Source organism: Chryseobacterium sp. B21-037 (assembly GCF_028570785.1).
In the GTDB taxonomy this organism is placed as follows: domain Bacteria; phylum Bacteroidota; class Bacteroidia; order Flavobacteriales; family Weeksellaceae; genus Chryseobacterium; species Chryseobacterium proteolyticum.
Genome location: NZ_JALGCB010000001.1, coordinates 4,146,500 through 4,171,163, shown reverse-complemented (window position 1 = coordinate 4,171,163; position 24,664 = coordinate 4,146,500). Strand labels below are relative to the sequence as shown.

The window sequence follows — 24,664 nt, the reverse complement described above, 5'->3', positions numbered from 1 at the left end:
ATTCCGTAATTTTAAGATTTCTTTAACAAATCGTTCAATCCTTTTTTAATCGTTCCAAAAATGCCGGCATAGTTTCTTCTAATCTCAGCAGCACCCCCGAGAGATTCCTTGCTTTTACATAAGTTCGGGCTTGTGGTTTGATAACAAAAGAAAACTCTATAAATTCCGAGATTCTTTCCGCAGGAATCCCTGCATTAGTAAAATAATCATCATCCACTCTCTTTCTCACCCATAAAATATTGTCCTGCAGATCGTCATATCTGTATTGACGTTTTTGTCTTCTTGCTTTTCCACTAATGAGATCAAAGGCTCCCTGAACATTCAGCTGCCCTAAAAGTATCGGAAGTAGTACCTGTTTTACTTCTGCCGGTTTTTCCCTCATTTTTCCAACAGGTTGTGGAAGGCCCACTGCCTGCTGAACAATTTCCCCTTTGTCAACTTTAGCAACACTTCTTGAATCCTTAGCCAGGTCCCCGGATAATTTCTTTACCTCTACTTCCTCTATTTCTTCAGGAATTTTTACCATTGTTATGAAAAGTTGAGAATCAACACCATCTGCAAAAACTCTTTTAGAAATCCTTTCATATCCAGGTCTTACAAACCTTAATTCATCATTTTTTGAAGCTTCAATAGAAAACTCGCCCGAAGAATTACTATAGACTTTCTTATCTGTTGAAAGGTTGATGACCGTAACTGATCCAAGATTAATGTCATTATCATCTGTTATTTTCCCCGTAACAATCTGTTGCGAATAGGCAATTCCATATATAAACAAAACAATAAATAAAATTATATTTTTCATTTAATTATGATTGTTTTATTGCACTATTAATTTTTAATTACGTGGGTCTTGTCGTATTCTATGAAAGCAATTCTTAGTTCTGATTCGATCACGCTTTTATTAAAAGTTTTCCTGTATTTTTTTGCAAGATACCTTTTATCGTTAGCATATACCAGAAATTCATCTATCTGCTCTTCATTCATTCCCCTTTCTACAAGAAAATCTAAATTGATCTCCAGTTTAAGCCTGTTAATGAAATTTTGGGTTTCATAATAATCAGGTTTGGTAACTTTGGGTTGGCTTGCTTTTTTTATAAGACCTATACCCGTGAGAAACAATTTGACCATATCGACCTGTCCTGCATTAAAATCATGCCCGCTAAAGGTTTTAGAAATTTTGTTCTCGGGTAATGGCTCTTTCAAAGGGCTTCTCATATAGGCGTCCATTTCAAATTTTAATACATGGATCTTCCTTCCCTGATCATAATGTTTGCTATCTTTTTCCAGATTACCTGTGGGTTTGTAAGGAATTTCAACTTCCGGAATTAGAGTTTCAATCTTGATGAGTTTAATATCTAATAGTAAATTTATATTCTCCTTATTGATCTTTTTATCAATACGGTAATAATCTTGCTTTACAAAGCGGATCTCTTCGTTTTCCTTAGCTTCAATTACAAATTGACCGGAAGAATCACTTTGAGTTTTTGTGTTGTTGGAAATATTATAGATAAGAACAGACGCCAAAGCATTATTATTCTCATCCGCTACTCTGCCTGAAATCTTTTGTTGCGAATAAAAATGGGCAAAAGCAAAGCATGGTACGATATACAAAGTATTTTTAATCATAAAACATTCATAGATTATCTCTGGGTTTGAGGAGCACGATATGAGGAAATTCTTGCCAGTACAGCTCTTTGAAATCTCATCAGGTCTGCATCACTGCAAAAACCGTATTTAAGGATCTGTCTCCTCTCAAAACCTGATCTTAAGACATAATAAATGAAATGCTCGATTAAAGATTTATCTATTTTTAAATCTATAAAATACTGATCTCCGAGGCTTTTACGCAAGTAACGCATGAGATCCACATCGTCCCACTTATCTTTCACTTTCCCGATTGAAAACCCTTGTCCTTTTGGCTGGACAAACTCTCCTGCTTTTGCCGCCAGGATTCTCGGATCAGATTTTCGGGCAATGTATTTGTCAATATCTTGGGTTAACTTTTCTACTTTTCTGGGTCTGTTCAGGTTTTTAGAATCTACTTTCATGTCGCCTGTGAGTCCCTTCTTTACTTCGACCTCTTCAATAAGAGTAGTCTGCCGGATTAACGTTATGCTTAGAGGAGCTGAAATATTGTCTTTTGTAATTCTCCTGTTCATCCTTTCGTAACCGCTTTTTATAAATCGAAGTTCATCTCCTTCCCTGCCTGAGATCATAAAATGTCCATCAGCATTAGTGGTTACACGTTCATCAGTTCTAATGTTGATTACAGTAACATCAGGCATTTCTATATGCTCTTCTGAAGTTATTTTTCCGAAAAGATAATCCTGTGCCTTTATTTTTTGAATGAAGAAAATGAATGATAAAAGAAAAAGTAGTTTTAATTTCACGGAAAGTTTTTTTATAAAACAAATCTAAACTTATTTTTAATGTTTTCCACAAGTTTAACCACAGTTAACGCGTTTTAGCATTTTTTTTGATTTTCCATTCTGATTTTGTTAAAGCACCATTTTCAATTGTTAAAATTTCATTTAAATTTTAGCTAACTTGCATCTTCAATTCATCTCAAAAAATGCAAAATTCTTATACAGTAATCAATGCTTCCGCCGGTTCCGGAAAGACCTATGCGCTGGTTCAGAGGCTTCTGATGATCTGTCTTCGTTATCCTAATCAGCAGCATGCCATCAGAAATATTCTGGCATTAACGTTCACCAACAAAGCGGCCAATGAGATGAAAGAAAGAATTTTATCCTGGTTGGGAGCCTTTTCTGCAAGCAACTTCGCTGATAATAATGATTTAAAAAACATTCAGAAAGTTTTTGAAGAAGAAGGTTTAAAGATAACCATTGATGAATTGCACATCCGGTCTAAAAAATTACTGGATTATATTCTTCATAATTATTCTACCTTAAATATTGGTACCATCGACCGTTTTAATTCCCGCCTGGTAAGAAGTTTTTCTTACGAATTAGGGTTAGCTAAAAATTTTAATCTCGAGATTGAAGCAGAGCCTTTCCTCATTGAAGCTGTAGACAAAATGCTTGATCAGATCGGTGAGAATGATGCAATATCAAATTCTTTCATGGATTATGTGGATTACAGCCTCGAAAATAACGAGCGAATCAATCTTAACAAGAATCTTTATGACTCTGCAAAAGAGTTTGTAAAAGATATTCACTATGAACAGCTGAAAAGCAATACCAATTTTGACGATTCCAATTATGAAAATATAAAGAATACTATCCGGAAAGAGATTGTATTTAATAAGAAAAGAGCTGTTGAAATCGCTACGAAATCTATTGATCTTTTTAAATCAAGAAATATCGATGTTGAGGACTTTGCACAAGGTAAAAACGGTATTGGAGGGTTTTTTACTAAAGTTCTGGATTTTTACCATCAGAAGAGACCCGGTTTTCCTTTTCCGACAACTCAGGAAGACTCTGTGGTTAATAATTACAGAAAAGGAGCCGCCTCAAAATCAAAAAGTAAAGAGCCTGAAATTCTAGAAATTCTTGATGAATTATTAGAAAACAGAATGCAGCTTATTCTTCTTTATATTGAAACACAGAAAAAGGAGAAAATATTATCTGCATTACTTCCTTTAAAAGTAAACAAGGACATTCAGGATGAATTAAAAAAAATTGAAGAGGAAAATGATCTTGTTCTCCTTTCTAAATTTAATATCCTCATCAATGAAAACCTGAAAAATGAACCTTCGGCTTTTATTTATGAAAAAGTAGGCTCCCAGTTTCAGCACTATTTTTTTGATGAATTTCAGGATACTTCGGAATTACAATGGCAAAATTTCGTCCCATTAAGAGACCATAGTGTCTCGACAGAGAATACAACATTTACATTGGTAGGTGATCCCAAACAAAGTATTTACAGATTCAGGGGTGGTGAGAGCAAGCTCATGCTGGACATTATCAACAAAAAAGAAATTTCTCCCAAACAAGCCGAACTTCTTGTATTAAAAGATAATTGGCGAAGTGCAAAAAATATTGTTCGATTCAATAATGAACTGTATCAATTTCATGCCTTAAATCTTGAAGAGGAACATAAAAATATATTTGGGACGGATGCCGAACAAAATCCTAAATCAGAAATTGATGGAAGGGTCAAAGTAAATCTTATTGAAAATCTCACCAATGAGGATTTCTACAATGACACTTCCGAAAGAATGCAGAAAGACATTCAGGATTGTCTTGACAACGGATTCAGGTTTGCAGATATTACTATTCTATGTCGTGGCAATTTTGATATTTTCAGCTATTCACAGAAGCTAGGGAACCTGAAAGTGAGGTATAGAGGAGAAGAAACCAATATTAAAACCATATCAGATAAAGGACTGACGCTAGAACTCTCAAATACCATTCAGGCTGTCATTGAGTTCTTAAAATGGGAAACCAATCCTAAAAACAAAACCAATTTAATCATGATGATGTATTATCTGAATAAATTGGGAAAAGTAAACATGCCAGATTTTACCCTGAGTATGAAAGAAATTCTGGATATTGAATCCCACGATGACATCCTCCCGTTTATCCAAAACAAATATGCTTTACGACTAAAACAAGATCACTTCCCCCGATTTAATTTATACAATTTTGTAGAGTACTATATTAATGAGTTTTCTTTTGATAATAAAGAAACCGACTTCCTGTTAAACTTTCTTGAAATGCTCTTTAACTTTACTCAAAATGCAGGAGCGAGCACTAAAGAATTTTTAAAATACTGGGATGAAGAAGCCTCCACATATACCATTCAGGCCTCAGAAAATATTGATGCTATCCAGATCATGACGATTCATAAAGCCAAAGGACTTGAGTTTCCGGTTGTTTTTATTCCTATGATGAATAAAAACCGTGATGCTGAATTTTCCAACTGGTTTGAAACCAACAGCAATGAAGCTTTGAAATCTGTTAATATCAATCAGTTTAGCAAAAGCCTGGAAGTCTATGATGAAGAAATTGAAAAATTCAATAAGAAGAATTTCTATAAAAATCTGATAGACAGGTTGTGTCTTCAGTATGTCGCCACTACTCGTCCTGTAGAACAGCTGTTTTTCTATATTCAGAAACAAAATAAAACTTCAAATAATCTCGAAATCCTGGAATTTATTCAAGGTAAAAATACAGAACAGTCTGATGAATTTGATCTTTATGAGGTACATCCTGAAATGCTCAAAAAAAACTCTAAAGTCAAAACCTCATCTTTCAGGACAAAAGATATCAGGAATCTCAAAAATATCAACGAAAAAAATACATCTGTAAAAATAGCGACACCATCTAAGAACTATCAGGTTCGCAATGAGAAAGTGAGGATAGGACTTTTCGTTCACGAACTGTTATCTAAGATCAACACTAAAAAAGATATTCAGAAAGTATTGGAAAGCTACCTTCTGGAAGGGCAAATCACAGTAACTGAAAAGAATGAAATTGAGGAAACGCTTCAGGAAATCGTTACAGCTCATGCTGAATTCTTTGACGAAAGATGGGAAGTAATCAACGAGAAAGATATCATGATCTCCGAAAGAGGGGAAAGCAGAATTTACCGGCCCGACAGAATTCTAAAAAATGGTGAAGATTATATCATTGTAGATTTTAAAACCGGAGAAGTTACTGAAAAAAATGACCGTCAAATTGAAACTTATAAAAGTGTACTGGAAAGTCTCGGAAGGAAAGTTATCAAGACCCAGCTCATCTATTTATAACGCAAAATCCCTTTAACAGAAGGATTTCAGGGACTTTTAAAATTTACAAATCGTAGAATTACGACAAAATATCGTAGAACTACGACATGAAATCGTAGAACCACTACAAAAATCAAATCTTGTCTTTAAAAATTTTTGAGTCCGATTAAAGTACTATACATTTGCTACATAATCACTGAATTATATAATATTTAATAACGATTAAAATTTACCATTATGGCAGCAAATTCAAGAGGAATCTTAAAATTCAACGGAAGTGAAGGTCAGAAATTATTAAAGCTTAACTACAGCGTATCAAGATCTACAGACGTTTCAGGACGTGTAGCTTCTGACCCTTCCAACGCAATCATCAAATTAACGATCGAGGCTACAGAAAAATCTGACATCTTAGAAAGCTTACTTAACGGGAAATATAAGCCTACAACAGGTGAAGTTACTTTCAACAAATCTCACGAAGAAGGAACATTAATTACTTTAACATGGGAGAACGGATATGTAATTCAACATGAAGTAGACTTTGATGCTGTAGATGACAACAGTATGCTGATCAGCTTCATCGTAAGTGCAGAAAAAATTCATTATGGTAACGGTATCTATGAAGGTATCTGGCCAGGTGCATAATCAATGCCTACAAACATTTATACATAAAAGATCATCCCTATGGATGATCTTTTTATCTCTCCGGGAGAATATTATACAATTAATCATTCTCTTTGGTCACTTAAATTGTTCAGTTAGTAAATAAAATATTTTATACTTGTTTTTCAATATAACGATTATAAAATAAACATTTACATCTATAAAAGTCGTAATTCTACTACAGTTTTTAAAATTTAACAAAATTAATCAACTTGAATTAGAAAACATTTCTAATTTAGTAAGTGAACACCAAAAACATAAGAATGAAAAATAAGACTACCAACGCAGACAAAATTGCTGAAAATCATATTGCAGGAGTACAGCGTGTGGTGAAGCTGGACGTAGTGATTGAAGGTAAAATTATTAACCATTTCAAACACTTCCGCTTACAGCAAAGTACAAGAAGACATCATAGCTTTGAGTTGACCTTAGCTCACGATTCTTTAGGGTCTTTGCAAAATCATGAGCTTGATCAGGCTCAGCAGTTTCTCGGAAAACGCCTAACGGTCGTTTTTAAATATAAGGATGCTGAAAATGAGAGTCCTGAACAAACTTTCGTCGGACTCATTACCAAAGTGGCTTTTAGTCAGGAAAAAATGAGTTTAGGCAATATTGTTCTGAAAGGATACAGCCCTACTATTTTAATGGATTCCGCTCCACATACACAAAGCTTTGGCGGTGATAAACCGGTGAATACTTCTATCATTGCCGACAGGATTTTAAAGGAGACCCTTAATTCAGGTAAATTTGACTATAAAGTTGATACCCAGAACAAAAGCTATATTAATTACAGCGCCCAGTACAAGGAAACCCATTACAATTACCTTGCGAGGCTTGCCGAAACCTACGGAGAGCAATTCTATTATGATGGCGAAACACTGTATTTCGGTAAACTTCCACCCAAAGATCAACCCATACGCCTTACTTACGGAAGTAATGTAAGTGACGTTTCCGTGGAACTGAGAGCGGTGCATACTAAACCGGAGTTTTTTGGATATAACAGCAGTAATCACACAAAATTATTAAGTACATCTGCAAGCATAAAGCATTTGGGACAGCTTGCTGCTAAAGCTTATGATCTTAATAATGACATCTATAAAACCCGTTCACTGAACCCATCTCCAATTAATGCCAATATGTCGTTAAATGTTGATGATTCCCAAAAAAGTGCTGCAGGAAGTGCTGCAGTAGAAGTCTTTACCGTATCAGGGACAACCTCTGTTCCTTTTTTACATCCTGGTTGTGTTGCAGATATAGAAATGAGAAAACCGGATAGCAACCAGACGACTTATTTCACCAAGCTTATGATCACTGAAGTCTCTCATGAAGTTAATACCAGAGGTATCTATACAGGATCATTTGAAGCAATAGCCGAGGGGACCGGATTTATTCCAAAACCGGAATTTATTACCCCAAGTGCAGAACCACAGATTGCCACAGTAGTTTCCAATACAGATCCGTTAAATCAGGGACGGATACAAGTACAATTTGACTGGCAGCTAAATGACACCACTCATTTTATAAGAATGATGAGCCCTGATGCCGGAGGGACAGATGTAATCACTCAAAACAGAGGGTTTGTAGCGATTCCGGAAGTTGGAGATCAGGTAATGGTTGGCTTTGAATATCATCATCCCGACTTCCCTTTCGCCATGGGTGGAATGTTTCATGGAGCAGTTGGTTTAGGAGGAGGCGTTAACAATCATATAAAATCGATACAAACGCGAAGTGGAAATAAGGTAATTTTTAATGACGCAGAAGGAAGTATCTACATAGAAGATCCGAGTGGGAATACCTACTTTATGGATGGAAAAGGAAGCATTATTGTGAATGCCCCAAAAGATATGACCTTTACTGCAGGAAACAATATAAGAATGTCCGCAGGAAATGATATTACTTCCATAGCGGGCAGCAATATATTTGCTACAGCAAATGTCAATATCGTATCGAATGCGGGAGTAAACATGGTTGATACAGCCGGAAGAGACCTTTTACAAACTGCTACAGGAAATATTCATGAGTCTTCTGATATGAGAACAGAGATTGCTGAAAATGAAAGAAATGTTCAGTCCAAAAAGAGCGACTCTTATGCTGAAAAGGTTACCGTTGTGAGTACTAAAGAAAATATGATCTTACAAAGTGAGAAAACCGTAAAATCTCAAAGCGGAGAGCAAGGAAATTCACATTAAAAACAGTGATATGGCCATTGTAAAAAAAGCTAATAATATCAATATACAGGTCAGTAATAACTATACTAATCTATGCAAAGTTTCCAATGAAGAATCGGAACATGTAATTATTGAGGCTACGAAGCAAAATCTTGAGCTCTCAAGTCAGAAACGTGCCATATTACAAGGTTTCGGAAAAGATGGAAAAGGTGATGAAGGATGCAAAGAAGGGGTAGTCCGAATAAGCCAGAAGCTGATTGGCAAGGCCAAAAGGGATCCTGGATTCAATTTTGACGGAACAAAGGCCGAAGATATGTATTTTGCCGATAAGCCGGCATCTTCCGCCTCCATACAAAATGATCCGGTTTTTAAATTAAATGATGCAACATTAGGAGCATATCTGGATCAGCTGATGAAGTCTTTATCTATTGGTGATATGGAAACTGTAGCCCTGGAAATGTCGGATCGGTTTAAAAAGGGCACAGGTGGAACTTATAAGAGTGATGTTCTGAATAAAAAAATTGCAGGCAATGATGCCTTTATCACTTATCATAATAAGTTTCTAACGGATTTTAAAAAGGAGCTGAAAAAAAGTAATTATGATCCAGCTGCAATGGGAGTTATTTCGATGGGACTTTTAAATTTTTCGTCATTCTGGGATAAAGTGTCAGGATTAGGGATTACAGTACATCAGGTATGGAGTGCCAAAGCAGAAATCCTGGATTATTCTTATAACAAATGTACCAAAGTATGGAGCGGAAAGCTGAAATATACGTTTTACGATCACTATGGTCTGGATTGGGATGATATCGTAAAACATGGTGGTGACATTATCCCGCAATACCATACCGGAGATTTTTTCAAAGCCTGGTATATTCTACAGCATTACAGAACGGCAAGACCTTTCATTACAGAAATGGAAAAAAGCGTAGATTTAAATGGCAATTCCGATAAGGACTAAATTTATCATGAAAAACTTAATCATTTTATTAACATTATTTGTGGCATGTATCCAAAACAAGTCGGAAGACTTTCAGTTAGTTGCTTTATCTCCCGTTAACTACGAGTTTAAAGCAGGAGAAAATAAAAATAGAATCGACTATTTTTATGTTGAAGGAAATTTTTCATACGACGTTGATGAATATGAAAAATTGAAAAAGAAAATTGATGACAAAACAGCAGGGACAGATATAAAGAACTATCAGTTATATTCTGTTTATATCTATAAAAAAACAGATGTTCTGAATCAACAGTATAAGGCTGGAAGAGAAGGATTAGACGGTCACAACCAGGATCTCATTGCTTATATCAGATATGATAAAGGAAACAGGGATATTTTTTATATAACCGAAAGAGGCAATGTGGTTTATGATGTTCTTTCAAACAAGGAAGAAGATTTTGAGTTTGAACAATAATACAAAAACTAGAAGCAACCATGGGCGCAGGTGTAGTATTTGATGAAAAGACCAACATTCCCAGAAAAGGGATTGAGGCAACGCAAGTCAAAAGTATTAAGCTGATTTCTGACCTGGATGATGGTTCTTTAAACGACGGAAGTAAAACGATCAAGGAAAAGTCAGGGCTTGTATACGGAAAGACCTATACATTCAAAGTAGAAACATATACCAACGATGCACCAAAGGATCCTAGTATGATTCGGTGGGCGGTTAGCTATACAGATACTGAAACAGGTAAATTCTACAAAAATGCTTTGGAAGGTCCCAATACTGGTGAAGAAATCAGTATAACATTTAATGATGCCAACGGATGTGGAAATAATCTGGAGATCAAAGCATATATCAACGATGTAGATAATGAAGGAAAATTAACCCTTTTCAAACACAACAGATTCCGGTTTTTTGACCGCAAAACATTAAAATCGGAAATCCAGCAAAGGATGAATACCGGAAAAGATATAGATCAGGGACAAAGCTCAATGTGTGCTATTGCACTGATCGGGCACTTTCTGGCTATCCAGAAACCCTCTGATTACGAAAAAATAATTTTAGACATGCACCGTACGGGTGAAGCTATAGTTCCGTCTACTCAATATAAAATTAAACTGGATAAGGATGAGCACCTTATCAAAGTGAAAGATTCCGATGCCAGCTATCCGAATAACAGCAATGGTGGAAAAATGTCTTATGCTGACTTTATATTTTTATTCACCATTAAGGACTATTTGAATAGTGTTTTTGATTACGATCCCGACGGTACAAGTGCAGGCGGTTTTGTAGAAGGAGGTACTGGACTCACACTTCCTCACGAAGTGGCAAGCATGATGAAGAACATTCTTTCTTACACTGATGTGAAAAATGAGACCAACCTTGTGACAAGTAAATGGGCAAGTGCAAAAAATTCGGCAAATGAATTGTCCGGGCTTCTCACCAGCGGCTATAGTATTGGCCTCCTTATTACTGCCGGTAATTTTCAGAATAACAGCAAAGGTACATTTACGATTCCTAACCACTGGGTAGGACTTAAAGGAGTTACATTAGATGAAAAAAATGAAAAAGTGATATTGACCCTATTTACATGGGGGGATATCAGTAAGGTATGGACTGTGTCTTTTGATCCTTTTGAAGACGGATACTTCGGGTATGTAGCAGGAAAATAACTCAATGATATAACTAACGAACGGATTATGATAAATAATTTTATAATAAAAAACTGGAAAAAAATTTTCAATATTCAGGTAGTCATATTTGTGGCATTTGCTATCCTTACATTTATTTATTACTGGGATAAACCAGCACATACCTATTTCAACAGAAGCTTTGACACTTCAAACCTCCAGGCCGTGTTTTCTTTATTAATGACTTATCTTTTCGTCTTTTTTATAGCTATGGCTTTTATTTATCCTATCCTCTTTTTAATTCAGATATTGAGTTTACGAAAGGAAAAGGACAACAAAAAACAATGAAATTATTGATACTGTTTGTATTATATATTTTAAGTATTATTTCAGTTTTTGCATTATATACGATTAACAATGCTCAGGCCATAAAAGCTCTTAATCACTAACATCAATAGGAATGTTTTTCTAACCACATTTATAAGAACGCAATGATACCTTCTAAAGCTGACATATTCCCTACATCCACTTATTTTTTACAGGATAAATGTACCGTGAAAATAGGAAGAGAGGAACATGAAGCCTTACTGTCTTATACATTATACGTAGAAACCAAAGAGGATGAAGATTATGATGTATCTATCAGCAGGACGAATCTTAAAGTAAATAATAAAAAAATAGATACGAAGTTCCTTGAAATATCAAACAGTTATATGGAAGCATTATTTCCTATTCACTGTAAAATAGAAAACTACAAACTTAGCATCCACAATATAAATCAGATAAAAAAACGCATACAAAAAACGGACTCAGAAATACGATCTGTTTATAGTGGAGAAGGCACAGATCATATCCGGAATCATTTTTTCAATGCTACAGAAACTGAAGAAAAACTTATGCAATTTATCCGAGAGCTCCATTTCATGAAAGTTGCTGAAGCCAGTATGCAAAAATTCAACAATAAAAGGCAATATGACACTTCCTGGAAGGTACTTCCGATCGGGACATCACAATGGAGGGGAGAAACTTTCTATGAAAAGGAAAAAAACACCCTATTCTTTGAACCTAAAATAGATAATGCCCAGGAAATTATGAATGACGTTATCAGATATATTCATCAACATGAATATGCCGTTGATTTTGAGAAAGAAAACGTTCCTCTCTATGCAGATTTTAAACATAATATCAGCTACACGGGTAAAACAGCAAGGATTGAATCAGCCGAAACCGATGTCTGTATAGAAGTAGAAGATAAATTCTATTACCAACACATTATAACCATACAAACAAAATAACGATATGGCAGCTTCCATCCCATATAAGGTACAGAGCGGTGAGACGTTACAGGATATAGCCAAAAAATTGGGTATCAAAGACTGGACTAAGCTCAAACAATACCATGATCAAAATGCAGGCGCTGACCCAAAGGTTCCGAATGTTCCCTATCCGGGGTTTAATCTCCTGACTCCGTCAAATGAGGAAATATATGAGATGAATGGAGAAACTCCTCCACCCGACCCTGCTGAAGAACAAAAAAATGCCGAACAAAAACAAGGAGAGGAAAAAAAGAAGGAAGAAGAGCAGAAAAAAGAAGAGAACGCTGCTAAAAGTGATCACGATGGAAAATACTTTGTCGTACATAATGCAAAATGTGTTTGTGATAAAGCTGAAAATCCAAAACAAACCGCTGACCTTCAAGTAACCACTCATAAAATAATTGTTCTTAATGACGATAGCAGTAAGCTGGCTGCTACGGAAGAGGACAAAACCTTCAATCCACCGGTAGCAACCTTCGGAAAATGTACCCTTAAGCCCTCTGCCGGAGGCAACCTGCCTTGCGCTTTGGCTCCAGCACCCAAATGGAGCAAAACCTATGAAAGCACACAGGTAATGGGCAAAAATACTCTTACAGAAATATCCGAATTGCAATGTATGGTTGGGGGCAAAATAACCATAGACAAACATGGACAGACCGATTCTGTAAGTAACGCACATGCAGATAATACCAATCCCTTAGAGCTTGCCATGGTAAATCCTGCAGTAGCACAGCCTAAGAAAAAAGAGGAATATCCTGTAGTTACTTCTATAACGCTTACAAAAATAGAAAACAGAAAAGATTTTAAAGAAATCGATTCAAAAGGTAAAAAAGATATCATTTATCTTCGAAAAAATGAAGAAACTGATTTCAAAGCCAACCTGAAGAGCGGAAACAAGCAGCTTACCTCCTGGATGATTTACAAGAATCATCAGGGTAAAAAAGAAGACAGGATTCTTCTCAAAGAACAAATCGGAACTGAGTTTTCACAGAGCTTTGCGGAAACAGGCAAATTCAGAGTAGAAGGATATGGGAAGCCTAAAAGTCCTGATTTTGAAAAAGGAAAATATGACAAATGTGACCCTTCATGCTCAATCGATATTGAAGTGGTAGAAAACACTCTGCTCGATATAGAGTGTACATCAGGAGATTTTTCGACAAGGATTGATCCTTCTAAAAACAGAAAATTCAGACGGGGTGTTCCTTCTGTCTTTAAAGCTAAATTTTTTATTCCTGATCTCACTGAAGAAGAAAAATCAAGACTTACATTATCTTTACTTGATGGAAGCGGAAATGTTGTTACGGATGCTGTTCAAGATGGAGATACATTGACGTTTACTCCTCAAAATACCCAGGCAAAATATACTATTATCGCCCGGTATATAAATGATACAGGAAGCATTATAGAAAAACAAATGTCCGGAGAAACTGAGGGTAATGCTGTAATCGGAATAAGCCATGGTGCTGAAGTAGTAAGACCGGGAACCGCCATGTCATTCAGTGTTTCGAAAATGAAATATAACTTCGGAAACAATCCTCTTTATGACCTTACTTCAGATGAGTCTTCAGAGATCAAGTGGAATTTAAACGGAATATTACAGGGCACAGGTAAAAGCATTACAATACCTGGCAATCTGCTTATGGTGCCTGGAAAATATGTTGTGGAAGCCTATAGCAAAGTTGCCAACGCTACGGGAAAACGAGCAAAAGACGAAGATGACGACTGGCGCTTCGAAGTAAAAAATAATGTGGTCACCGAAATAAAATATGATAAAAAACCAAAAGTTGGAGTCAATATTTTATTTGAAATAAGCAAGATGCTTATTAAAGATTACAATGCTTCAAAAGACGGACCTATTATCTGGAAGATCACAGGTCCGGTTACGGCAGGAGGCATAGGTGAAAAATTTTCATATAAGTTTTTAGTTCCCGGAAAATATACTATCAATTGCAGTATGGGAGGTAGAAATTGTGAAAAGCCTTTATCTTTGGATGTTATTCAGCCCAAAGTAATTGCGGATACTGCAAAATGGATGGATAATGACGGAAGCAGCGGGAATATTATAAAAGAGGCCGGCTATGGCCAGGATATATCTGCTTATGTAAGATATGAGGGATTACAAGGTGAGGAAGTAAAGCTGGAAGTATACGATAATGACAGCACGGGAAGTAATATTATTTTTGAGAAGACAGGAACTTTAAATGAAACTGCTACAGCGGTTTACTGGCCTTTCACGTTAGATGACTCTATAAAACATAAAATAGAAAGCAAGGGAGTAACTAAAAAAGGAGAATTGTTCTTTAAAATGAAATCCACAAACCCCTCGCTCATCATTCAGGATGCAGATAAGGCACTCGCCTCTTCTCTTATAGTTTCTGATGTTCCCAAAATCGTGGATGCTTATTTTTGTGATGCATCAGACACTGAGAAAAGATACAACTCCCCCATCACCACTCCGCTCTATTTTAAAATTTACGCCATCAATATGGTAGACAAAAATGTTGAGGTGCATTTTATTACAAAATCAGACATATATTTCGGAATAGCATGGAGTCCTAGACAATGGAAAGACTGGAAAGACGTAAAAGAAAAATTTTCTAAAGAGACTTTTTTCAATACACAAACAGGCAAAATCAATAAAAAAGGTGAGCTTATATTAAAAGTTGATCCTGCGAAATTAGGAAAGCCTAAAAATTATTTTAAAATTTCCGCCATTATCAAGGTAACAGAAGGAGAAGGAAAAGAAGCCAAGGAAAGGGCAGTGTATCTTGATCATTCCGATATGGCTATCTTATATGCAACTGCCAGCCTTCCTAATATGGTAGAAAACAAAGCTGCGGTAAAAGTTGGAAGAGAATCCTTATCAACAGGAAAAAATGAAGACGGAGTATGTGAATGTGAAGCAAAAGTAAGAGCATTCATGAGAATGCTAAGGGTGGGTGAAGGTACACAGGATGAAGGAGGTTATTCAAGAATTGTAGGAGGAAGTACATTAAAAGATCATGGAAAAGATTTCAGTGACCACCCTAAGGTAATGGTCTGGATAGATCAAATAAATGACTATTCTTCAGCCGCCGGAGCCTACCAGATTACAAAAAAGAATTGGCAGGATAATGGTTTTGCAACATGGAGAACCAATCATGGTATCACAGATTTTTCACCTGAAAGCCAGGATAAATATTGTGTATACCTGATTAAAGAAAAGAAAAAAGCATTAGATTTAATTAAGAAAGACGATATCAAAGGAGCCATCAGTAAGTGTAGAACTGAGTGGGCAAGTTTACCGGGAGCAGGATATGGTCAAAGAGAAGAAGCACTTGATCATGTTTTGAAAAAATATGAGCAATTCTATCAGGAAGAATTAAAAGGGCCAACAAATCATTTACATCTTAAAAAAGGATTTCTCAAAGAATTTGGTGAAAAGTGTTGTGACGAAGTTAAAGCAGTGGCAGGAGATATTAATAAATACAAAATTGATGTAGATAAATACACTTGCCCTAAGGTTATGAAATGCGATACATCTAAAAAATACCAATATGATATCTATGACAATAACCAATTAGTGAAAACAATTACACTGGAGAAAAATGAGCATAACCTATTACCTTTTCCAGAGACAGGACCTAATTGGGGTAGATTCGGAACGAGAGACAGAGGAGGCGATAACTGGGTTGCGGAAGATGTATGTGCAGCATTATTAGGATTCTTTTATTCATTACCTAAAAATAATTTTTCTGAAACCTTGTATTTCAATGATATATCTGCAAATGATGGACGAAATATAGGACACTCCGGACATAATGAAGCAGGAAATGACATCGACATAAGATATCCGGGTAGTTCAAACGGTGGCCAAACTTTATGGAGTGATGCAAAAGAAGCCTATAAAACAGAAGAGAAATTTATTGAAGTTTTGGAAAATATACTCCTGGTGGGAACCAAATGGGGCTTTAATAAAAACTATGCTTATAAAAAAGATATCAAGCATACTACCGGTAAGGCGACTTCAGTTCACCAGGATCATTTCCATTTAGGATTAAGATAACAAATATGATAAAAACAAATTTTTCCCTTTATACACTCATAGCGTTTGTTTTATTATTTTTTAATAATTTTAAAAGCCAGGAGAAAAGAGCGCTAAATTATCAGAATGATGATTTAATACAAACTATTGGGATAGGTCTGGTACAATTAGTAAAAACGGATAAGGATATTGTTCTGTATACTGATAAATCCTTATCTCATATTAAAATAAAAAAAGCACAACCAGGAAAAGATATTATTCCTCTTCTTAATAAGGCAGATTATGGTATTCTTTTCTTCAGCTGTGTAGAAAAAAATGATAAGTTTTACAAGGTAGTAACATCCAAAAATAATTATGCCTATATAAAACCTTCAGAAAACTATTTATTTTATAGCTGGAAGGATTTTTTGGAGAATCAGATAACTAGTATTGAAACGAAGGATCCTAAAAAAAATCCTCCGCGTGAAGCAATTAATGGCAAAATACTAGATATAAAAAACTGGAAATCTGATGATGAAATCGAAGTACTGAAAATCCAGGACACTTGGTTACAGGTTAAAAACATAACCAGAAATAACCAAATATTTTGGATCGAATGGCGCAGTAATGATCAATTAAAAATATACTTAAACCTTTTAATGTAAGAATGAAAACAACCCTATTAAGTATTATATTAACTTCCATTTTCTTTATAAATTGCAGTAAGCCTACCCCTGAAAAAGGACAAGGCTCAGGAAACCCTACAACAGAAAAAAAAGAAGTCAAAACATCTAAAAATGAAAATTTTGATTTTAAGGTTAGTGTTGCTGCTAAAGATGACGAAAACAGACCTGTTCAATTAAAAATTAACATCTTTAAAAATAATAAGGATTTCCAGGAAATCATGTATACACCAGGGACGTGGCCTGTCGTTGAAGATTCTTTGAGTTTAAACAGAATTAATTATTTCTTATCCGGAGAAAAAATAAAAGAAGGAATCGAAAACTATCATGATTTTATCATTGCTGATTTTAACTTTGATCAGCTTGAAGATTTTGCCATTCTGTATGACTCCGGAGGCAATGGTGGACCTGTATACTCTTACTTTTTCCAGGATAAAAATGATAGCACATTTAAAATGAATAAAGAATTTCCTTTAAACGAAGGAGCCTTTCCAAAAATTATAGATAGTAACAATAAAACTTTGACAACCATTGCGCCATTAGGTTGCTGTAAAATAAATACTACCATTTTTCAACTAAAGGAAACCAAGTGGAATATTCTGTCTTCAAAAGAGCAGGATATGAAACGTTAATAAAATATATCCCTACTTGTGTTTTTTTTTCATAAATTTAGTTTCTAAAACAAATTTAAGATGAAACAATTTATAACCTTAATGAGTCTGGGCGCCCTACTGCTGGTAAGTTGCAATGCTCCCAAAAAAGAAGCAATAGCAACAGATAAAGCTTCTCAGGGAAAAAATGTAAAAATCGAGTTTACAGGTACAGACAATGTAATTCCCAAAAATGCAAAGCTTAAAGTTAATTTGTATGGGGTACCTGCTAATATGGCTGATGTACCGGCAACCTTGATCGCAGAGAAAGAATATTCACAGGAAAAAATTCCTTTTACCATTGAACTTCCTGTACCTAACAACCCCGAAAGTCTAATTAAACCGGAAGTAAAGAAAGGAGATCCGGTAAAATATTACGTTACGATTAATTGGGATTCCGATGGAAACGGAGTTGAAGATAAAGGAGATATCGTTATTGATTATGATAAAAAATTTCCAACCATCGATATTAATCAAGACCATCAACAAATCTTTTTAAAAGTATCAAAATAGAAACATCATATTGTAAAAATAAAAAAGAGTGAACTTGGATAAGGTTCACTCTTTTATATTTAAAGCTATTAAGTCTTATGCATCTGCAGCAGGAACAAAAACTCTTTGAGCTAATTCCTGATCAAAAAGATATAATGCCGAAGGATTATCACAAACCATTTTGATTTTAGTAACCAATTGAGATGCGCTTGCCTCTTCCTCTACCTGCTCATTAATAAACCACTGTAAAAAAGAAGTTGTTGCAAAATCCCCCTCATCATTTGCATTCTTTACAATATTGAAAATACTTTTAGTTACTATTTTTTCGTGTTCAAGTGCTTTTTCAAAAATATCTGTTGCATTATCAAACTCATGAGGTGGTTTTGGAATTTCTCCGATAATGATTTCTCCTCCTACATCATTTAAATAATCAAACATCTTATCTGCATGCATTAATTCTTCCTTACTCTGAACCCTGAAATAATTGGCAATCCCGTCAAGATCCTTACTTGAAAACCAAGCAGACATTGAAAGGTAATATTGTGCGGCATATTGTTCGTGGGCTATTTGTTCGTTGATTAATTTTGCAATTTTTTCGCTTACCATAATAAAAGATTATATTCAAAATTACGGAATTAAAGCCCGATTTCAAAAAAATTAATGAAAATTAATGTAAAAAGGACGGAATTACTTCCGTCCTCAACACATTAAAAAAACACAATTATAAACTATCAATTTGCATTCGCAGTACCTGCAGGCATCGGCTTAACCATCATTTTTCTGTCTTTCATTTCTGCCTTTCTTTTTTCCATTTTAGCTTTTCTATCAGCCTGCCATTTATCATACTGCTCTGGAGTTAATATCTTTTTCATATCCGCATCCATTTGTGCTCTTTTGGCTTTCATTTCCTCCATCTTCGCTTGTCTCTCTCCTTTATTCTTTTCGAAATCAGCCATCATTTCCGCTTTTCTCTTAGCCTGAAGGTCTTTAATCTGAGCAACCTGATTCTGGTTTAGATTAAGATCTTTCTGCATCTGATCCAGGCGCTCCTGTTCTCTTTGTTGCATTTTTTGCTGCATTTCAGCCTTTTTTGCCTGCTGATCCTGTGGAGTTGTTTGTTGAGCCATTGCAAAGCTTCCCATTCCGATAAAAGCTATTGCTAAAATTAATTTTTTCATTTTTTATATCTTTAATTAATTGTTATACATCTTTTTGATAATCAAACAAAACAGAAGTTAAATGAAAATATTCATAAAAAATGTTAATTTAAAGTATAAAAATCATAAAATAAAAACATAGCATTAAAAAAGGACAGATTATAAAAACCTGCCCTTCACACCACTTAAATATAATATATGAAAATTAATTATTTGCCAGTTTTTGTCTGAATCCGGAACCTCTGTTGTCGTTTCCATTATTTTGCTTTCTAAAACCGGAGTTTTCAGTTCTTTGTTGTCTGAATCCTTCTCCTCCTCCGTTCCTGAAACCATTATTGTTTTCTCTTCTCGGTCCATTGTCCCTTACGGCATCCTGATTTCGGTTTGTACGGAATCCACTGTTTCCGGATCTTTCTCTGTTTATATTATTATCACTTCTGAATCCGCTATTATTTCTAACATTGTTATCCTGATTCCTGAAACCTCCCTGACTTCTGAATCCATTGTTTCCCTGATTTCTGTTGTCATTATCTCTAAAGCCAGAGTAGTTTCTAGTGGAAACAACTTTAAGAGTAGGATTATCCATTCTTCGGAATCTTGCCCTATCTACTCTATAAACATTGATGTTTATATTTCTGTAACGTGGCATCACCGCATATCTTGGAACATAATAGCTTCTTCTGTAGTTTTGAAAGTAAACAATAGGACTTGAGCCGTGATAGTAATTGTTTTGGAAAACAACGAAAACCCTTGGTCCTAAAATTCTTTGCATTGCATAAAATCTATCATAATACCATCTGTCCGGATTGTACCTGTAGAAGTTATTCCAGCTTGCAAAACTGGAGTAAAGATTATTCAGATATAAGATCTGATCAATCTGCCACCGGTTTAATCTGTTTTGAGCAAAGAATACATTCCAGTTTACATTGATGATACTGTTCCTGTAATCATTGTAGTAGCTTTGGTAATAAGCATTAGGATAATAGTCCTGAGGATAGTTGTAATAGTAATCATCAGGGAAATAATTCTGATCGTCCTGGTTGCTGTAGTATCCGTTATTATTATCATACCCATCATCATCCCATCCGTTATGTGGATACTGCTGGCCGAACGACAAAGTCGCCAAACCCAGTGCAAATCCTAAAAGTATATTTTTCATCTCAATAGCGTTAATTGGTTAATATATAGTAGAATATCTCTATTCTATTTCTTTGATACGAATAAAAAAAAGAAGTTAAATCTTTTCATTCAACTTCTTTTAAAATATCATTAATTAATTGATAATCAATTGTTAAATCTTACTTCCGACCACTATCTTTTACCCAGTGACTGATTTTTTCATTAAATGCAGTTTTGTCCATTAAGCTTTCTAGGTTCAAATGCATGCGGTAACGCCAGTAATGAGGAAAAACAGCAGGATCATTAATTCTTTCATTATCCATTTCAGGGTTTACAAGCTCTTCATCAGTCGCTAAATATTCCTGAAGAGGAAAAACCGCCAGCATAGCATCATTGTACAAATGCTGCTTCATAATGATTTCCGCCAAATAAGCGTTAAGGTCTTTTGGAGCCTTTCCATATTGTATCAGCTGATTATTAAAATATTTTTGAGTTAAATCCGGATCCTCCTTCCACCATTGCCGTAAAGTTGAGCTATCATGTGATGATGCCGTAACCACATTCATATAATTTGCAATTTTGGGATTATAGAATGGAATATCATCCGAAGGCATACGCTGGACTTTTAGAGCTATAATACCGAGCTCATCCATCACTACAGGCACACAAGCAGGAACCATTCCTAAATCTTCCCCACAGATCAACATTTTTGTTGCGTTAAGTATCATAGGTAATTTTTCCATGGCCTTTTCGTACCAAAGGTGGTCTTGCCTTCTGAAAAAATAGTCATGATACAAATTATAGATCGAATTCTTCTCCCAATCAGACAAATAAAAATAAGAATCCGTATTGTATACATTGAATCTTGGATGATACACAGTTTTCCCATTTCTCTCTTCTGTCACAAACAAAACATTTGCGCAAAGAGAAAGAAGCCTTTCTTCCAAAAAGGAATTCTCCTTATTTTTTTTGAAATAGTCCGATAATTTCCTTTGTGTATCAAACTCTTTTTTAAATGAGTACGTTCCATCGGCATTCTTATTTACAAACTCCAGAACCTTACTACTCTCGTCTGCAAAATACTTCCATAAAATATGGTCATTAATAAAAGGCTTACAATACCGCTCAAAATTAAAAGGAATGTTCAGAGCTTTAAATTCCTCAGCTACTATAGGAACAGCTGGATAAAAATATCCGAGTATACCTTGAGTGGCGGATATGGGCATTCTCCATATTCTGAAAAAGCCTAAAATATGATCTATTCTCATGGCATCGAAATACTGCTCCAAAGCTTTAAACCTGTTCTTCCACCATCGATAATCATCTTTCTTCATGGCTTCCCAGTTATAGGTTGGAAATTCCCAGTTTTGTCCCAGTTCAGTAAACTGGTCAGGTGGTGCCCCAGCCTGGAAATCCATTCCAAACAGTTCTGGTTCAGCCCAGGCTTCTACAGAATACCTGTAAATACCAATAGGCAGATCTCCTTTTACCGAAACACCCAAACTATGAATATGATCTATAGTTTCCTTCAGTTGTTTATGAAGTTGATACTGAACCCAGGCATGAAGCATCGAATCATCATAATCTTTACTTTTTGCAGAAAAAAATGGGGCAATTTTTCCGGCAATATATTTTTTGTGTGTTTTCCAGTTATTAAAGTTGGGCGTTTTATATTTATCCCTCAATACACAAAACGCACAATAAGGAATCAGCCAGCCTTCATTATCTTTTATAAACTTTTTGAAATTTCTGTCTTTATAAATCTTGGTCTTCTGCAAGCTAAAAACAGCTTTCAGAAATTTCCATTTGCCGGCAATTACTTTTTCATAATCAATCAATTCTAAAGCATTCAATTCTTTTTTTTCTGACTGATATTCTTCAACTAAATCATCAGGTAAAGCATAATCAAGATTTTCCAGTGAAATATATTGTGGGTGTAAAGCATAAACAGAAACAGCGGCATAAGGATAGGAATCCGTCCAGGAATAATTAGCTGTAGTATCATTAATAGGCAGAATCTGAATAATACCAAGATCAGTCTTTTGTGCCCATTCGGCTAACTTTTTCATATCAGCAAATTCCCCTACGCCAAACCCATCTTCACTCCTTAAAGAGAATACAGGAACTGCAACTCCTGCATCATGGTACATCTGATAAGATTTAAATTTAAAATAATGGTTGGCAAGGACCTGTAAAACATCAGGCTGAAGATTAGGAACCGTAAATCTATTCTCACCAGTTTCTACGTCGACAACTTTCTGTAAACTTTTATCGTAAATACAATATTTATACTGTATAAATTCATTTTCAGGAATTTCCACTGTTGCTTCCCAAACTCCAAAGTCAGTTTGGGATAAATGAATTACCCTTTCATAATCCCAGCTACCTAAAGATTCAGTGTTCCCAAAAAGAACGACTTGCCAGTCCGGGTTATAAATAGGAGCTTCAATCCTGAATAAATGAGTATGCTTTTTGAGAACCGTAATTTTCTCCGGAATAAACTGATTAAGTTTATTATAAAGAATTTTATTGTTGAGATAGTTTTCAGGAAAGTTCTTATTATTCCACTCATCAAAGATTAAAAATTCTTTATAATTATGAGGAAAATTCAAATGATGGGATACAAACTCTTCCCTCAGGACATTCCCTCTTTCATTGATATGTTGATATTTATAAGAAATAGATTTTGAGAAATAATCCACCTCACATTTCCATAAACCGTTTTCTGTGTAGAACATTTTATGAACTTTAGATGCAGCTCCTTCTTCTTTGATCACCAACTGTAATCCTTCTCCAATTTGCGCGCTGTATCCTACATTAAAGTATAATTTCATCTCTATTTTTTTATAAAAATACACTATAATCTCGAAAAACAAAACTTATTCAAGATCAAATATTCATTAAAAAAACCTTTTCAGTCACTTTGAAAAGGTTTTAAAATCATAAAAATTCAGGATATTATTTAGTGACAATAATCTTCTTATTTAATAATATTTTACCTGAGTCTTCTGTAAGATTTACAATATATGCTCCGTCCACTAAATTATTCAGGAATACTTTTTGGTTTAAGGCTCCTCCTTTAGCAGATATATTTTGTTTCATCACATTTTTACCAGACATATCAAACACATTAAGTATAATATTTTCTTTGATCTTTTGATCATTTATATCTATTGTAATAAAATGCTCGTTAACCTTTGTAGGATAAATATCTACGCGGGTTAAAACATTTGAGCTTACGGATTTATCGTTTACAAAATACTTACTTGCCAGGTCATAAATATGCAGATTCAGATCTCCGGGGATTTTATCCGCGGTTAATGTCTGCATATCCACCTCATACAATGGGGCCCCCTTTGCACTTGCAATCACCACCTTTCCTTTTGAATTAACAGCAGAACCATTCACTGAATAATTTTCAGGTAGACCGGTGATCTTCCCTATAAACCTTGCCTTAAGTTCTTTTTTCAGAATCTTAAAGACATTTCCTGATGTCGAAAAAACATAGAAATTACCGTCTGCATCAGCAATCATATCTCCACCAAAACCTGTTTCAATAGTTGTAAAAGAATTCTTTCCGTTGGATATATCATCTTTAATAATTCCCAGGTCATGAACCGAATATTGATTACCTGTTCTGGTAATTTGTAAGAATTGGGTTCCTGCATTATTAATAGCATAAACATTTCCATCGTATCCTGTCGCCATTCTCGTTATATGGGAATTAATATCACACGCAGTTACTCTTGTTACGTTGTTTTCTACCAAAGTAATTTCTTTGGTTTTATTGTTTAAAACATACACATTAGAAGAAAACATCGGCATGTATATCAGATTATTTCCCGACGGATCATAAGCTAAAGCAGCCATTGTTGCAGACTGGGCATGGTTATAAGAGTTTTTATCCTCAGTAACAGATCCGTTTCTCGAATGTGAAAATACTTTTGCCATAGAATCTGCTGTCAACATAGTTTCACCGGAAGTTCCATTGATAACATCCAGGGCCCGGAAATCATTAAAAATAATGCTCGAAGTATCTTTTCCGGTAAGTGCAAAGAAATCTTGCTGCCCGGAAGCTTTCACTCCTAATAACAGTAAGATGACAGGGAATAAATATTTTTTCATAATTAATAGGATTTATTATCACTA

19 protein-coding genes are annotated in these 24,664 nt (G+C 35.0%); 11 read left to right on the top strand and 8 right to left on the bottom strand.

Annotated features, from left to right (window positions below; genetic code table 11):
- Window positions 1-34: 34 nt before the first annotated feature.
- Genes MTQ00_RS18630 through MTQ00_RS18620 form a run of 3 tightly spaced genes read right to left on the bottom strand, consistent with a single transcriptional unit; the run spans window position 35 to window position 2,390 of the window.
- Window positions 35-802 (bottom strand): carboxypeptidase-like regulatory domain-containing protein, encoded by a 768-nt coding sequence (locus MTQ00_RS18630; protein WP_273650604.1) that lies wholly within the window; start codon window positions 800-802, stop codon window positions 35-37.
- 26 nt (window positions 803-828) lie between these two features.
- Window positions 829-1,626, bottom strand: a complete 798-nt coding sequence (locus MTQ00_RS18625) for a carboxypeptidase-like regulatory domain-containing protein (protein WP_273650603.1) — start codon at window positions 1,624-1,626, stop codon at window positions 829-831.
- Between the two features lie 14 nt (window positions 1,627-1,640).
- Complete coding sequence (locus tag MTQ00_RS18620; protein ID WP_273650602.1) at window positions 1,641-2,390, bottom strand: hypothetical protein; 750 nt, start codon at window positions 2,388-2,390, stop codon at window positions 1,641-1,643.
- Window positions 2,391-2,572: 182 nt separating this feature from the next.
- On the opposite strand from MTQ00_RS18620, the gene MTQ00_RS18615 reads away from it, so the two are divergent.
- The 11 genes from MTQ00_RS18615 (at window position 2,573) to MTQ00_RS18565 (ending at window position 18,260) form a co-directional block, all read left to right on the top strand.
- Window positions 2,573-5,713 carry a UvrD-helicase domain-containing protein gene (locus tag MTQ00_RS18615; protein WP_273650601.1) on the top strand — a complete coding sequence of 1,047 codons (3,141 nt, stop codon included), beginning with the start codon at window positions 2,573-2,575 and terminating at the stop codon, window positions 5,711-5,713.
- Window positions 5,714-5,929: 216 nt separating this feature from the next.
- On the top strand, window positions 5,930-6,334 hold the full coding sequence (gene tssD, locus MTQ00_RS18610; protein ID WP_172284349.1) for a type VI secretion system tube protein TssD: 405 nt from the start codon (window positions 5,930-5,932) through the stop codon (window positions 6,332-6,334).
- Between the two features lie 281 nt (window positions 6,335-6,615).
- Window positions 6,616-8,541 (top strand): type VI secretion system Vgr family protein, encoded by a 1,926-nt coding sequence (locus MTQ00_RS18605; RefSeq protein WP_172284350.1) that lies wholly within the window; start codon window positions 6,616-6,618, stop codon window positions 8,539-8,541.
- Window positions 8,542-8,551: 10 nt separating this feature from the next.
- Window positions 8,552-9,481, top strand: coding sequence for a DUF3289 family protein (locus MTQ00_RS18600; RefSeq protein WP_273650600.1), 930 nt, complete (start codon window positions 8,552-8,554; stop codon window positions 9,479-9,481).
- Window positions 9,482-9,488: 7 nt separating this feature from the next.
- Window positions 9,489-9,935: a hypothetical protein gene (locus tag MTQ00_RS18595; RefSeq protein WP_273650599.1), complete on the top strand. Its 447-nt coding sequence runs from the start codon at window positions 9,489-9,491 to the stop codon at window positions 9,933-9,935.
- A 20-nt stretch (window positions 9,936-9,955) separates the two neighbouring features.
- The gene (locus tag MTQ00_RS18590; RefSeq protein WP_273650598.1) at window positions 9,956-11,137 is read left to right on the top strand and encodes a hypothetical protein; all 1,182 of its coding nucleotides are present in this window, start codon (window positions 9,956-9,958) and stop codon (window positions 11,135-11,137) included.
- A gap of 449 nt (window positions 11,138-11,586) precedes the next feature.
- A complete protein-coding gene (locus MTQ00_RS18585) occupies window positions 11,587-12,390 on the top strand; it encodes a hypothetical protein (RefSeq protein ID WP_273650597.1) in 804 nt (267 codons plus the stop codon).
- Window positions 12,391-12,394: 4 nt separating this feature from the next.
- On the top strand, window positions 12,395-16,456 hold the full coding sequence (locus tag MTQ00_RS18580; RefSeq protein ID WP_273650596.1) for a PAAR-like protein: 4,062 nt from the start codon (window positions 12,395-12,397) through the stop codon (window positions 16,454-16,456).
- Between the two features lie 5 nt (window positions 16,457-16,461).
- Window positions 16,462-17,079 (top strand): hypothetical protein, encoded by a 618-nt coding sequence (locus tag MTQ00_RS18575; protein WP_273650595.1) that lies wholly within the window; start codon window positions 16,462-16,464, stop codon window positions 17,077-17,079.
- Between the two features lie 2 nt (window positions 17,080-17,081).
- The gene (locus MTQ00_RS18570) at window positions 17,082-17,729 is read left to right on the top strand and encodes an XAC2610-related protein (RefSeq protein WP_273650594.1); all 648 of its coding nucleotides are present in this window, start codon (window positions 17,082-17,084) and stop codon (window positions 17,727-17,729) included.
- A gap of 60 nt (window positions 17,730-17,789) precedes the next feature.
- Entirely contained in the window at window positions 17,790-18,260 is a 471-nt protein-coding gene (locus MTQ00_RS18565) for a hypothetical protein (protein ID WP_172284364.1), read from the top strand.
- 75 nt (window positions 18,261-18,335) lie between these two features.
- Here MTQ00_RS18565 and MTQ00_RS18560 read toward each other — a convergent pair whose 3' ends face one another.
- The 5 genes from MTQ00_RS18560 to MTQ00_RS18540 all read right to left on the bottom strand — a co-directional run bounded on the left by MTQ00_RS18560 (window position 18,336) and on the right by MTQ00_RS18540 (window position 24,640).
- A complete protein-coding gene (locus MTQ00_RS18560; RefSeq protein WP_172284366.1) occupies window positions 18,336-18,845 on the bottom strand; it encodes a ferritin in 510 nt (169 codons plus the stop codon).
- Window positions 18,846-18,970: 125 nt separating this feature from the next.
- A complete protein-coding gene (locus MTQ00_RS18555) occupies window positions 18,971-19,417 on the bottom strand; it encodes a hypothetical protein (protein ID WP_273650593.1) in 447 nt (148 codons plus the stop codon).
- Between the two features lie 184 nt (window positions 19,418-19,601).
- Entirely contained in the window at window positions 19,602-20,555 is a 954-nt protein-coding gene (locus MTQ00_RS18550) for a hypothetical protein (protein WP_273650592.1), read from the bottom strand.
- Between the two features lie 139 nt (window positions 20,556-20,694).
- Window positions 20,695-23,349: a 4-alpha-glucanotransferase gene (locus MTQ00_RS18545; RefSeq protein WP_273650591.1), complete on the bottom strand. Its 2,655-nt coding sequence runs from the start codon at window positions 23,347-23,349 to the stop codon at window positions 20,695-20,697.
- A 124-nt stretch (window positions 23,350-23,473) separates the two neighbouring features.
- Window positions 23,474-24,640: a T9SS type A sorting domain-containing protein gene (locus tag MTQ00_RS18540; protein ID WP_273650590.1), complete on the bottom strand. Its 1,167-nt coding sequence runs from the start codon at window positions 24,638-24,640 to the stop codon at window positions 23,474-23,476.
- Between the last annotated feature and the right edge of the window lie 24 nt (window positions 24,641-24,664).